Here is a 12,192-nt window from a genome sequence, read left to right as displayed (position 1 = left end):
TTGCGCATTCCGCGTTGGCTGACACCGTGGAAGTTGCGCCGGGGATACAGGTGACGAAGCGTACCTATGCGGCGCCGAGCAAGGAGCAGCCGTTCTTTGGATTCGCAGCCAAGACCGACGCGGAGCGGGAGGAGGACGACAAGTTCGTCAAGGCGCTGGTGCAGGCGACCGGGACCAAGGAGAAGGCCCTGGACGAAGTGGTCAAGCGTGGTTGGCGGGCGCTTGGATCGGGCAAGTACCCCGAAGCTGCACTGCGATTCAACCAGGCCTACCTCGTCGCTCCCGAACAGAGCGTCGTCTATCACGGCCTGGCGGCGATCGCGCAAATCCGCTTCAAGGATCCCGACTACGCCGAAGAGCTATTCCGGATTGCGCAGAAGCAGCCCAATCCGTTGAAGATGCTGAATGCTGACTACGGCCGGGTGCTGCTGGTCGCCAAGCGGCCAAAGGAGGCGCAGCCGGTGCTGGAGCAGGCGGTCAAGGACACGCCGGACTTCGGCGACGCCTGGATCAATCTTGCCCACGCCCGCCTGCAAAATGGCGACCGCGAGGCTGCCTGCGCGGCGGCCGACGTGGCGATGAAACAGCGTCCATCCAGCAACGCGAGCGTCGATCTCAACCGGTTGCGGAATGACGCGCAGTGCAAGTGAGATCCGTCACTTCCCCGCCTTCACGAACTCCATAATCTCATCAGTCAGCCGCGTATCCGCGGTGTTGATCGCGTAGACCTCCGACATGTGGCTGTGCTGCGGCAGCATGAAGGTGCGCGCGCACCCCTCGGCGCTTTTGCAGGTGGCCTGTTTCAGCAATTCGTATTGCTCGATGAAGCGCGGTGGATCGAGTTCGGCGGCAGTGGCCATCAACGGAATCTTTGTCTCCAGCAAGCCTCGCAGCGAGGATCGCTCGGCATAGCGCGAGGGATCGGAACCGAAATAGGTGATCTCGGCGTCGCCGACCGGCGATGCCGTCAGGTCGTAGATACCGGAGACCATGATCGCGCCGGCGAGGCCGCCGCCTTTCACCTTGTGAAGCTCGGGATGCGATACGTAGTTGGCGACATGCACCGCGCCGGCGGATTGCCCCATCAGGAAGATACGATCGGGATCGCCGCCACGCTCGCGGATTTTCTCGGTCACCCATTGCACCACGGACGCAAGGTCTTCGGCGCTGGCTGGATACACGAATTGCGGCGCCAGGCGGTAGGTGGCGTTGACGCCGACGAAGCCGTTCTTCACCGCCCACAGCATGATGTTGTCGTAAAAGGGACTGCCGGGATTGCGCTTGTTGCCGGCAACAAAGCCGCCGCCGTGGATGAAGATCAGCACCGGCCGCGCGGATGAATTGGTGTCCGGCGTAAACACGTCCAGCAGATGCCGCTCCGCCGCGCCGTATTTGACGTCGCGCTCGGTCTTGACGCCCTCATAGGGCTCCTTTTGCTGCATCGGCGCGTAGAGCGCGGCCGTCTTGGGCGGGTCGATGGTGCGCCCGAGCTCCAGCAGCTTCCACGCCAGATCTTCCGACATCGGGGGCTGCTGTGCGAGGGCTGAACCCGCCCACATGGCTGCGATCACGCCCAGGAACACCTTCACGGCCCATGTCGTCGATTTCATCCCGCTACTCCCATTTGCTTCTAAACCATAATCCGGCCGCTGCCGCCTGGCCGCCGACAAGGCTGACAAGCTTCCGCACGCGCACACGAGTATCAGGTGGATCTGGCGCGAGGCCAAATGCAGCGGAAATTGAAGCCGGATCGGCCGGGTTTTGCTCCGACATTCCCCGGAACGGGCTGATTCACCGTGACGATTCGCTGCATTTGCGCTAGGCAACGACCTTATCCGGAGCCAAGCCAATCATGAGCCGTCGCGTCAAAAAACCTCTCCGCCCGGCGGGCGACCGCCCCAAGGGCGCGCGTCCCTATCGGGGCTCGAAAGCCGAGCGGCCGGCCCATCGTCCGGGCGGCAAACCGCCGGCGCGCTTTGCAGCCGCGGCGCCCCGCGCGCCGAAACCGGCGCCCTATGTTCCGGAGCCGGAGAAAGTGGTCGCCGAGCCGCCGCCGCTGCCGACCAAGGTCCAGACCGTGGTGGTGACCGCGGACGAGAACAACATGCGCGTCGACCGCTTTCTCGAGGCGCGTTTTCCGGGCCTGTCGTTCTCCCACATCCAGCGCATCGTCCGTAAAGGCGAGCTGCGCGTCAACGGCAAGCGCGCCGACAGCAAGGACCGGATCGAGGAGGGGCAGAGCATCCGGATTCCGCCGCTCAAGCTCGATACGCCGAAGGTCGGCGGCACGCTCTCGGAAGCCGCGACCAAGACGCTGCAGGCGCTCAAGGACATGATCCTGTTCGAGGACGCCGACGTCATGGTGCTGAACAAGCCCGCGGGGCTTGCGGTGCAGGGCGGCTCCGGCATTACGCGCAATGTCGACGACATGCTGGAAGTGATGCGCGATGCCAAGGGACAAAAACCAAGACTGGTGCACCGGCTGGACCGGGAAACGTCGGGCTGTCTGTTGATCGCAAAAACGCGCTTTGCCGCCACCGCGCTGACCGGCTCGTTCCGCCATCGCTCGGCGCGAAAGATCTACTGGGCGATGGTGGCGGGCGTTCCGAAGCCGAAGCAGGGCCGCATCTCGACCTATCTCGCCAAGGAAGAGAGCGAGGACGACACCATCATGCGGATCGCCAAGCATGGCGACGAAGGCGCCAGCCACGCGGTAACCTACTATGCTGTGGTCGAGACCTCGGCGCAAAAACTCGCCTGGGTGTCGCTGAAGCCGGTGACCGGGCGAACCCATCAATTGCGCGCGCATATGGCGCATATCGACCATGCCATCGTCGGCGATCCCAAATACTTCAACAAGGAAAACTGGGACCTGCCGGGCGGCATCCAGAACCGCCTGCATCTCTTGGCGCGCCGGATCGTGATCCCGCATCCGCGTGGCGGCGTGATCGACGCGACCGCGCCGCTGCCGCCGCACATGCTGCAATCCTGGAACCTGCTTGGCCTCGAGGCCGACCGCTTCGATCCGATCGAGAACGCGCCGGAGGAGTAGGGCGTTCGATCCGTCCATGCGCCGCCATCAACTTTTCGGGAGCGCAACAACGATCAAATCGAGGGCGTGCTAATCAGCTATCGCCCGGTCCGGTTTGTTTTGGCGCCAGGCTGCCATCGTGAACAAGGGATCGGTATATGACCGCGACTTGGCTCCGCGCTGCGTTTTTCTGTTTTCTTCTGGGTGAGGCTGCCTCGCTCGGCGCGCCAGCCAGAGCGGAAACTTTCGCGCTCGTCGGTGGCCGCGTCTACGCATCGCCCGACACAACGCCGCTTGCCGATGCGGTGGTTGTAGCGACCGACGGCGTCATCACCGCGATCGGCAGCCGCAGCGAAGTGCAAGTCCCGCAGGATGCCCGCGTGATCGATTGCACCGGCAAGACCGTTGTTGCCGGCTTCTGGAACAGCCACGTTCATTTCACGGAAGAGGTATGGAAAGACGCAGCAAGCGCGCCGGCCGCGGCACTTGAAGCGCCGATGCGGGACATGCTGACCAAATGGGGCTTCACCACGGTATGGGATCTCGGCTCCGACCCCAGAGCTTCCCTGCCGCTGCGCGCGCGTATCAACGCCGGCAATGTCGCAGGTCCCAACATTCTGCTTGCCGGCAATATGTATCCCAAGGGCGGCCATCCCATTTATGTGCCGCCCGAGGTGGAGGTCCCCGAAGTGGCGACCCCGGATGAAGCGGCAAAGAGGGCACGCGACTTTCTCGCGATGGGCCATAACGGCATCAAGCTGTTTACCGGAGCATTCATGGGCGACAAGCCCGTCGTGAACATGGACACTGCCGTCGCCAAAGCTGCGGTCGATGTCGCCCATGCCGAGGGCAAACCGGTATTTGCCCATCCGCAAAATACGGTCGGCGTCGAAACCGTGATCGCCGCCGGCGTCGATGTCATGGCGCACACCGTTCCCAGTCAACGCGGCGGCTACACGCCGGAGCAACTCGCGCAGTTCAAATCGCAGGGTATTGCACTGACGCCGACGCTGTCGCTTTTCACGACGATCGTGCTCGACCCCGCCGTTACGGCCCGCATCATTGCTGCCACCGTCCATCAACTCAAGCAGTTTTCGGAGAATGGCGGCGTCGTGCTGTTTGGAACCGATGTCGGTTTCATCAAGCTCTATGACACGTCGCTCGAATACGAGCTGATGCACCGCGCGCTTTCGGAACGCGAAGTACTGGCAACGCTGACGACCAATCCCGCCAAATATTTCAAGGCGCCGAAGAAGGGCAGGCTTGAAAAGGGCTTTGACGCGGATTTCGCGGTTCTGGAAGGCGATCCCATGACCGATGTTCGCAACCTCGCCAAGGTCGCTTACACCATCCGCGCGGGCAGGGTGATCTATCAGAAACCCTGAGCTAGCGCTTGAACTGCGCGAGAAACAGCCGCAGTGAATCGTGCGGGCTTTCGATGTCCGAAATCACCCAGCCGTCAGGCCCCTTGACGGCGATGAAATTCAGCGTGACGGCGCGGCCGTTATTATTGAAGCTGGCGGTGACATAGGTCTTGTCGAATTCCGTGCGCAGGATTTTTGTCGAGACCGGGCCGATTTTCCAGCTCGGGCTCTGCACCATGAAATCGTACGGCGCCTCGCGCGGGGCGATCCACGCGCTTCGAAGACTGCGGTCGAAAAACTGCTCCGCGATTTCGGCGCTGCGCGGCAATCCCTTCGAGAGGTCCGACGAGCCCTTGCCGTAATAGGCGTAGACATTGCGGACCAGGGATTCCGGCGTGCGGAACCCGGCTTGCGCGGGCAGGGCGGCCAAAACAGCCGTCGAAATCAGGATCGCAGCAAGGAATTTCGCGGCTTTCATGGGCTCTGTCTCGGGCCTTATCCTGGTTTCACCGGGCCTATTTTGCCGGTAAATGACATCAGGCGAAAGCCTTCCGGGCGGCTCGAATTGGGGTGTTTTCTCCGCTGAACCGGTGTCCATTTCGCCCAAAAGCGCTATAAGGCGCGGATGCGTGAATTATTCGATGAAGTGGCCGGCCAGTCTCCGTTCGACCCCGAGGAGGCGGTGCGGCGCGCGACGCGCGTGCCGCAGCGCAAGCGCTTTTATACCAGTGCCGGCGTCGGCGAGGCGGATGGTGGCTTTACCGTCACGCTCGACGGCAAGCCGATCCGCACGCCCTCCGGCCGCCATGTCGTCGCGCCCAACGCTGTTATCGCGGAGGCGATCGCGGCGGAATGGAATGCGCAAGTCGAGACCATCAGCCCCCTGACGATGCCGTTGACGCGGTTCGCCAACAGCGTTGGCGAAGGGGTGATCGATCGCGTCGACGCCGTCGCCGACGACGTCGCGAAATATCTCGGCACCGATTTGCTGTTCTATCGCGCCGGCCATCCCGAAGCGCTGGTCGCAAAAGAAGCCGCGCATTGGGACCCCGTGGTGTTCTGGGCCGCCAACGAACTCGGCGCGCATTTCATGCTGGCCGAGGGGATCGTGCACGTCACCCAGCCGGAGCCTGCGATCCAGGCGGCACGAGCGGTGTTTCCAGGCGATCCCTGGTCGGTCGCGGCGCTGCATGTGGTGACGACACTGACGGGCTCGGCGCTGCTCGCGCTGGCGCTCTTCCACGGCGTACGCAACGCCGACGAGGTCTGGGCCGCCGCCCATGTCGACGAGGACTGGAACATCGAAAAATGGGGCATAGACGACGAAGTCGCGGCCCGCAGGGCAGCCCGGCTGGTCGATTTCACCGCCGCGGTCACCATTCTGAAGGCCTTGAAGCCCTGAATCAGGTGGTCGGTTAACGAGAGGTTTACGACGCCGGGGTAGCCTCAAGCCCTGGCCGAGACCTCTGATATGGCGATCTCTATCAACAATTCGGTGCTTCCGGTGCTTGCCGCCCAAGAGGTCGGCGGTGTGGCGCCCGAGCTCGTGCTGGCGCAGGGCAGTGTGGTCAATGCGCAGGTCCTGAAGGTTCTCGACGCCAATCTGGTGCGGATCGCCATCGCCGCGCTCTCTATCGATGTGGCCACGGAGATTCCGCTGCAGGCGGGACAGTCGCTGCAACTGGCGGTGTCGCAGACCAAGGACGGAATCAGGCTTGCACTGGTCGGGCAGGGTGGCGTCGCCAATGATGCCGTCACGCTGTCGCCGCAGGCGCTGGTAGATGCCGCGGCCAACCGGCCGACAATCGTAGCCCCCTCCAAAAACGTCCTGACGCCGCTGGAGCGCGCGGCGGTGTCGGTCGCGGCGCAGAGTGCGGCGACCGAGCAGGACAGTCTCGCGCCATTATTCGCCAATCTCGGCGCCGCGGTATCATCCGCCAACCTGCCGCCGAAACTGCAAGCGGCCATCGCGCAGGTGCTGGCGCAACAGACCAGCCTCGACCAGAATCTCGACGGCGGTGACATCAAGACCGCGTTCCAGAAATCCGGAATTTTCCTCGAGGCGTCGCTGGCCTCGGGCGCGGTGCCATCGTCGGGCGCGCCCGATCTCAAGGCCGCGCTGATCGTGCTGCGCCAGACGCTGCAATCGGCGCTCGGCGGGGACGCAACGGTGACCACGAAAGCGGCGCCGGCCCAGGCCGGTTTGCCGAATGCCGCCCCCAGCCTTGCGCCTTCTGGGACTCCCGATCTCGACGTCCACGAAATCCTGCTGCCGCAGGCGCGGCTACCTGTGGCTCAGGAAACTGCCCAAACGCGCGGTGGCCTGCAGGGCGCGCTCGCCCAGGCCCTCAATTCCGGACCGAGTGCGGGCGCGACCATGAACCTGCTGCAGGAAGCGCTGCAGCAACTCGGCACTCCCGCGCGCACGGCAACACTATCGAAGGCGGCTGTCGGCGACGACGTCACCGTTCACACCAATACGCCGCCGCCGCCGTTTCGCGGCGCATCCCCGACGGCGCAGCCGGTCGCGTTACCCTCGCTCGCGCCGGACGCGCCGCTCGCCACCACGGCGCATCATCTGCTCGACGACACCGATGCGGCGATTGCGCGGCAGACCCTGCTGCAGGTCGCCTCGCTGCCGGACCGCATCGATGTTACAGGCCCGAAGGTCGACGCGACGACGCCGCGCTGGAATTTCGAAATCCCGTTCGTGACGCCGCAGGGCACGGCGATGGCGCAGTTCGAGATTGCCCGCGACGGCAGCGCCGCCGACGTCGAGGCCGCCAAGCGGGTGTGGCGGGCGCGGTTTTCGCTCGACGTCGAGCCGACGGGGCCGATTCATGCGCTGGTGTCGCTGGTCGGCGAGAAGACCTCGGTGAGAATGTGGGCGGAACGATCAGCCACCGCCGCGCAGCTGCGCGCCGGCGCATCGGAATTGAGCCAGGCGCTGAGCCGGGCCGAACTGCAGCCCGGCGAGATCGTGATCCGTGACGGCGCGCCGCCGCAGGCCGCCCCCGCCAAAGCCGGGCATTTCCTGGACCGCGCGCTATGAGCATCGAGGTCCGCAATCAGCTCGCGGTCGCGCTGCACTACGACAAGAAAGGCGCGCCGCGCGTCGTCGCCAAGGGCAAGGGCACCATCGGCGCCAAGATCATCGAACTCGCCAAGGCCCACGACATCCCGATCGAGGAGAACGAGGTGCTGGCGGGCGCACTGTCGCATGTCGAGATCGGCGACGAAATCCCGGAAGAGCTCTACAAGGCGGTCGCCGAAGTGCTGATTTTCGTGCTGCGGCTGTCGGGGCGGATTCGGTAGCTATCGTTTGGGGCCTTATGGTTCGAGACGCGCGGCCTTGCCGCGCTCCTCACCATGAGGGTCTCAGACCTCATCCCCGCGTGAGCGTAAGCTCATCGCTGGAGGAGCATCGCAAAGCGATGCGTCTCGAAGGATGGCGGCATCGGGAAAATCCAGCATCTGGCAACCTATTGTCATCGTTTTACCACGATGCCATCCGCATCCTCCGCCGCTCTCCTCAAACGTTTCGGATACCTCCCGTGATCAATCGCCGCCATGCGCTCGGACTTGTTGCCGCCGCGAGCCTTTTGCCTTCGCGCAGCTTCGCCAATGTCTCCTATCAGCGCAGCGAATTTCGCGACGATCTGGCAAAACGGTTTTTCGACCTGGGAACGGTCGGTACCTTCGTCGGCTACAAGGTCGACGATTATCTGATGATCGCCAGCGACAAGGTCCGCTCCGGCGAGGCGAGGCTGCCGGCTTCCACCTTCAAGATTCCGAATTCGCTGATTGCGCTGGAGACCGGCGTGGTCGAGGACCCCGACAAGGATATCTTCAAGTGGGACGGTGTGACCCGCAGCATCGAGGCGTGGAACACGGACCACACGCTGCGTTCGGCGATCGCGGTCTCCGCGGTGCCGGTCTATCAGGAGATCGCCCGGCGCATCGGCGCAGAGCGGATGCAGAAATATCTCGACCTGTTCGAATACGGCAACCGCGACATCGGCGGCGGCATCGATCAGTTCTGGCTGACCGGCAAGCTGCGCATCGACCCCGTGCAGCAGATCGATTTCATCGACCGGCTGCGCCGCGGCGTGCTGCCGGTCGGCAAGCGTAGCCAGGATCTGGTGCGCGACATCCTCCCCGTAACGAAAGTCGGCGACGCCACGATCCGCGCCAAGAGCGGTCTGCTGGGCGCCGAGCAGGGCAAGCCGTCCCTGGGCTGGATGGTCGGCTGGGCCGAGAAGGGCAACATGCAAACCGTGTTCGCGATGAACATGGATTGCAAGGAGCCCGCCCACATCGCCGCGCGCATGACGGTGACGCAGCAATGCCTCGCGGATATCGTCGCGATTTGATCAGCTGAGGACAGGCTTTTCTTCCCTTCTCCCCTTGTGGGAGAAGGTGGCGCGAAGCGCCGGATGAGGGGTCTCTATCCGCCGTGAGATTCATCGTGAGGAGAGAACCCCTCACCCCAACCCTCTCCCACAACAAGGGGAGAGGGAGCCTACCGCCGCCGTCGAAGCATCGATAGCCGTTACCCCAATTTGAACAGCGCCAGCAAAAAGTCGCTCACGGCCTTGCGCGCTTCCGCGGCGGTCGCCGGGTTGCCGCCGACATGCGGGTTGAGCTCGATGCAGGCATCCTTGTAGCTGAACGGCGCCTTGGTATCGGCATTCATCAAGACACCGCCTTCGCCCTCGCTGAGCTTGCAGCTGCGCGCGGTCTGTGAATTGGCCGAGACCGTCGTCGTGCTGAGGCCGAGCAGGCCGGAATCGAAGCCGTGCGGGGAGTCCGGATATTCGGTCAGCACCACGTCGCGCTTGGCTTCCTGCAGCCGCGCCAGATAGGCCTTGCAGCTCGACACCGGATTATAATCGTCGGGTGTGCCATGATGGATCCGGATCGGGCGCGCTGCAACGTCGGTGTCGGTGGCATAGCTCGTCGAGCAATCCGGATAGAACGGGATATAGGCGGCGAATTGCACGCCGGATTTGTTCCAGAGTTTCTGGAAGCGATCGAGGCTGGCGTAGAGCGTGGCCTGTCCGCCGCGCGAAAATCCCATCAGCACGATTCGCTCAGGGTCGACGCGCGGATGCTTGGCGAGGATCTCCAGCGCGCGGTAGATGTCGACGATGAAATTGAGCCGGCCGAGCAGGCCCTGGTTCGGACCAACAGCGGTGAGACCGCGGCCGGAGAAGCCGTCGATCACGAAGGTCGAAATCCCCAGGCTGTTGAGCTGACGCACCCACGGATCCATCCCGGCGCCGACGCCGCTCGAGCCGTGCATCAGCACCACGACCGGCAGTTTTCCAGTGCCTTGCGCGATGCGGAATGAACCGGCGACGGTGACCTGCTTGCCGTTACTGTCGCCGTTCAAAAATTGCTGGTCCGAAATCGTCAGCGACGGGATCGCGTAGATTTCGGTCCGCGCGGCGACGTCCCTAGGGATCGATTGCGCGTTGGCCTCAAGCGAGCTCAGGAGAATCCCGCCGCAGAAGATCGCGGCCGTAACGGCGAAGCGCCAGTCTCTCAGCATCGGTGTACCCCCAGTGTTTTTCGTTGTGGGGGCAACTAGACCAAGCAGGGTAATGCCTGTCAAACCGGACAGCCCTAGGTCGATTTCTTCCCGATCCGCCCGAGATGGGTGAAGCCAAACCCGGTGGCATATTTCAGCCCGTAGCCGAGCGCGCGGTCGAAGCCGATATGGGCGAGCCAGATCATCGCGATCGACAGCACCAAAGGCTCGGCCGTCACAAAGCCGACCGTCATCAGCGCCATCGGCACCATGTAGGTGTGGGCGGCATTGTAGAGCATCGCGCCGAAGCGCGGCCCGAAAAAATAGGCGGCGAAGCTGAGGTCGGGCGCCAGGAACAGGGCGGCGTAGACCCACCACGATCCGTCCCAGACCCAGTAGAGCAGCGTCATCCCCAAAAACAGCGCCAGGCCTTCCAGCCGGAGCATGGTTCGCAGGCCCCCGGTAACGGTCCCGGCAGGCTCGGCGGTCGCAGTATCCGTCAATTGCATCCCCTGTGCAGAGGTGCGGATATAGGTGCATTTCCGCACCGGTACCAGAGGGCATGGAGGGGTGTTTCCGGTTCGCAAAAGGCCGTGTTAGAACCCCGGCCAATTCGGACCTATGACGGGCGGCAGCACATGAAAGATATCCTGGACACCCTCGAAGAACGGCGCGCCGGCGCCAAGCTCGGCGGCGGCGAGAAGCGCATCGAGGCGCAGCACGCCCGTGGCAAGCTGACCGCGCGGGAGCGCATCGAACTCCTGCTCGACAAGGGCTCGTTCGAGGAATTCGACATGTTCGTCGAGCACCGCTCGGTCGAATTCGGTATGGAAAAGAACAAGATCCCCGGCGACGGCGTCGTCACCGGCTGGGGCACCGTGAACGGCCGCAAGACTTTTGTATTCGCGAAAGACTTTACCGTGTTCGGCGGCTCGCTCTCCGAGACCCACGCGCTGAAAATTACAAAACTGCAGGACATGGCGATGAAGGCGCGGGCGCCGATCATCGGGCTCTATGATGCCGGCGGCGCGCGCATCCAGGAAGGCGTCGCGGCGCTTGCGGGTTATTCCTATGTGTTCCGTCGCAACGTCATCGCCTCAGGCGTGATCCCGCAGATCTCCGTCATCATGGGCCCCTGCGCCGGCGGCGACGTCTATTCGCCCGCGATGACCGACTTCATCTTCATGGTGAAGAACACGAGCTACATGTTCGTCACCGGGCCCGACGTGGTCAAAACCGTCACCAACGAGGTGGTCACGGCCGAGGAACTCGGCGGCGCCTCCGTGCACGCCACGCGCTCCTCGATCGCCGACGGCGCGTTCGACAACGACGTCGAGACGCTGCTGCAGATGCGTCGGCTGATCGACTTCCTGCCCTCTAACAACACCGACGGCGTGCCGGAATGGCCGAGCTTCGACAATATCGAACGCCTCGATATGTCCCTGGACACGCTGATCCCCGATAATCCGAACAAGCCCTACGACATGAAGGAATTGATCCTGAAGGTCGTGGACGAGGGCGACTTCTTCGAGATCTCGGAAACGTTTGCCAAGAACATCGTCACCGGCTTTGGCCGCATCGCCGGCCGCACCGTCGGCTTTGTCGCCAACCAGCCGATGGTGCTGGCGGGCGTGCTCGACAGCGATGCATCACGAAAGGCCGCGCGCTTCGTTCGGTTCTGCGACGCCTTCAACATCCCGATCGTGACGTTCGTGGACGTGCCGGGCTTCCTGCCGGGCACCGCGCAGGAATATGGCGGCCTGATCAAGCACGGCGCCAAGCTGCTGTTCGCCTATTCGCAATGCACGGTGCCGCTGGTGACCGTCATCACCCGCAAGGCCTATGGCGGCGCGTTCGACGTGATGGCGTCCAAGGAAATCGGCGCCGACATGAACTACGCCTGGCCGACCGCCCAGATCGCCGTGATGGGCGCCAAGGGCGCGGTCGAGATCATCTTCCGCAGCGACATCGGCGATGCCGACAAGATCGCCGCCCGCACCAAGGAATATGAAGACCGCTTCCTGTCACCGTTCATTGCGGCCGAGCGCGGCTATATCGATGACGTCATCATGCCGCATTCGACAAGAAAGCGGATCGCGCGGGCGCTGGCGATGCTGAAAGACAAGAAGGTCGAGATGCCGGCGAAGAAGCACGACAATTTGCCGTTGTAGGCGATCGTTGCTTCGTAGGGTGGGTTAGCGAAGCGTAACCCACCATTCTTTGATCTTCGCGCCGGCAATTGATGGGTATCGCTTCGCTCCACC

The 12,192-nt window shown here is 63.5% G+C and carries 12 protein-coding genes; 8 read left to right on the top strand and 4 right to left on the bottom strand.

Going from position 1 to position 12,192, the window contains the following annotated elements; translation table 11 throughout:
* Positions 1 to 50: 50 nt before the first annotated feature.
* Positions 51 to 650, top strand: a complete 600-nt coding sequence (locus JQ629_RS24865) for a tetratricopeptide repeat protein (protein WP_349631318.1) — start codon at positions 51 to 53, stop codon at positions 648 to 650.
* Between the two features lie 6 nt (positions 651 to 656).
* On the opposite strand, the gene JQ629_RS24860 is transcribed toward JQ629_RS24865, so the two are convergent.
* Entirely contained in the window at positions 657 to 1,559 is a 903-nt protein-coding gene (locus JQ629_RS24860) for an alpha/beta hydrolase (RefSeq protein ID WP_249135260.1), read from the bottom strand.
* A gap of 293 nt (positions 1,560 to 1,852) precedes the next feature.
* Between JQ629_RS24860 and JQ629_RS24855 the strand changes: the two genes are divergently transcribed.
* Both JQ629_RS24855 and JQ629_RS24850 read left to right on the top strand, forming a co-directional pair.
* Positions 1,853 to 3,052 (top strand): RluA family pseudouridine synthase, encoded by a 1,200-nt coding sequence (locus JQ629_RS24855; protein ID WP_212035189.1) that lies wholly within the window; start codon positions 1,853 to 1,855, stop codon positions 3,050 to 3,052.
* A 137-nt stretch (positions 3,053 to 3,189) separates the two neighbouring features.
* A complete protein-coding gene (locus tag JQ629_RS24850; RefSeq protein WP_212414883.1) occupies positions 3,190 to 4,416 on the top strand; it encodes an amidohydrolase family protein in 1,227 nt (408 codons plus the stop codon).
* 1 nt (position 4,417) lies between these two features.
* Here JQ629_RS24850 and JQ629_RS24845 read toward each other — a convergent pair whose 3' ends face one another.
* A complete protein-coding gene (locus JQ629_RS24845; protein ID WP_249135257.1) occupies positions 4,418 to 4,873 on the bottom strand; it encodes a hypothetical protein in 456 nt (151 codons plus the stop codon).
* Between the two features lie 147 nt (positions 4,874 to 5,020).
* Between JQ629_RS24845 and JQ629_RS24840 the strand changes: the two genes are divergently transcribed.
* The 4 genes from JQ629_RS24840 (at position 5,021) to JQ629_RS24825 (ending at position 8,768) form a co-directional block, all read left to right on the top strand.
* The gene (locus tag JQ629_RS24840; protein ID WP_212414882.1) at positions 5,021 to 5,797 is read left to right on the top strand and encodes an ATP12 family chaperone protein; all 777 of its coding nucleotides are present in this window, start codon (positions 5,021 to 5,023) and stop codon (positions 5,795 to 5,797) included.
* Positions 5,798 to 5,866: 69 nt separating this feature from the next.
* Complete coding sequence (gene fliK, locus JQ629_RS24835; RefSeq protein WP_212414881.1) at positions 5,867 to 7,447, top strand: flagellar hook-length control protein FliK; 1,581 nt, start codon at positions 5,867 to 5,869, stop codon at positions 7,445 to 7,447.
* Positions 7,444 to 7,710: an EscU/YscU/HrcU family type III secretion system export apparatus switch protein gene (locus tag JQ629_RS24830; RefSeq protein WP_212414880.1), complete on the top strand. Its 267-nt coding sequence runs from the start codon at positions 7,444 to 7,446 to the stop codon at positions 7,708 to 7,710. Before fliK ends, JQ629_RS24830 begins: the two co-directional genes overlap by 4 nt.
* A gap of 239 nt (positions 7,711 to 7,949) precedes the next feature.
* The gene (locus JQ629_RS24825; RefSeq protein WP_212414879.1) at positions 7,950 to 8,768 is read left to right on the top strand and encodes a penicillin-binding transpeptidase domain-containing protein; all 819 of its coding nucleotides are present in this window, start codon (positions 7,950 to 7,952) and stop codon (positions 8,766 to 8,768) included.
* A 179-nt stretch (positions 8,769 to 8,947) separates the two neighbouring features.
* On the opposite strand, the gene JQ629_RS24820 is transcribed toward JQ629_RS24825, so the two are convergent.
* Entirely contained in the window at positions 8,948 to 9,949 is a 1,002-nt protein-coding gene (locus JQ629_RS24820; RefSeq protein WP_212414878.1) for a dienelactone hydrolase family protein, read from the bottom strand.
* Between the two features lie 74 nt (positions 9,950 to 10,023).
* A complete protein-coding gene (locus tag JQ629_RS24815; protein ID WP_502753292.1) occupies positions 10,024 to 10,374 on the bottom strand; it encodes a DUF4260 domain-containing protein in 351 nt (116 codons plus the stop codon).
* A 192-nt stretch (positions 10,375 to 10,566) separates the two neighbouring features.
* Here JQ629_RS24815 and JQ629_RS24810 point away from each other — a divergent pair, with 192 nt between their 5' ends.
* A complete protein-coding gene (locus JQ629_RS24810) occupies positions 10,567 to 12,099 on the top strand; it encodes an acyl-CoA carboxylase subunit beta (protein ID WP_192733829.1) in 1,533 nt (510 codons plus the stop codon).
* The last annotated feature ends 93 nt before the right edge of the window (positions 12,100 to 12,192 follow it).

The organism is Bradyrhizobium sp. AUGA SZCCT0222 (genome assembly GCF_018130205.1).
Lineage (GTDB): Bacteria > Pseudomonadota > Alphaproteobacteria > Rhizobiales > Xanthobacteraceae > Bradyrhizobium.
Note: the sequence above shows the minus strand (reverse complement) of the source record. Positions and strands in the feature narration are given on the sequence as shown.

Excerpts from the sequence above, each read along its gene's own strand:
- JQ629_RS24845 (WP_249135257.1), bottom strand. The coding sequence starts at position 4,873 with ATGAAAGCCGCGAAATTCCTTGCTGCGATCCTGATTTCGACGGCTGTT.
- fliK (WP_212414881.1), top strand. The coding sequence starts at position 5,867 with ATGGCGATCTCTATCAACAATTCGGTGCTTCCGGTGCTTGCCGCCCAA.
- JQ629_RS24810 (WP_192733829.1), top strand. The coding sequence starts at position 10,567 with ATGAAAGATATCCTGGACACCCTCGAAGAACGGCGCGCCGGCGCCAAG.
- JQ629_RS24820 (WP_212414878.1), bottom strand. The coding sequence starts at position 9,949 with ATGCTGAGAGACTGGCGCTTCGCCGTTACGGCCGCGATCTTCTGCGGC.
- JQ629_RS24830 (WP_212414880.1), top strand. The coding sequence starts at position 7,444 with ATGAGCATCGAGGTCCGCAATCAGCTCGCGGTCGCGCTGCACTACGAC.
- JQ629_RS24860 (WP_249135260.1), bottom strand. The coding sequence starts at position 1,559 with ATGTGGGCGGGTTCAGCCCTCGCACAGCAGCCCCCGATGTCGGAAGAT.
- JQ629_RS24815 (WP_502753292.1), bottom strand. The coding sequence starts at position 10,374 with ATGCTCCGGCTGGAAGGCCTGGCGCTGTTTTTGGGGATGACGCTGCTC.
- JQ629_RS24840 (WP_212414882.1), top strand. The coding sequence starts at position 5,021 with ATGCGTGAATTATTCGATGAAGTGGCCGGCCAGTCTCCGTTCGACCCC.
- JQ629_RS24850 (WP_212414883.1), top strand. The coding sequence starts at position 3,190 with ATGACCGCGACTTGGCTCCGCGCTGCGTTTTTCTGTTTTCTTCTGGGT.
- JQ629_RS24855 (WP_212035189.1), top strand. The coding sequence starts at position 1,853 with ATGAGCCGTCGCGTCAAAAAACCTCTCCGCCCGGCGGGCGACCGCCCC.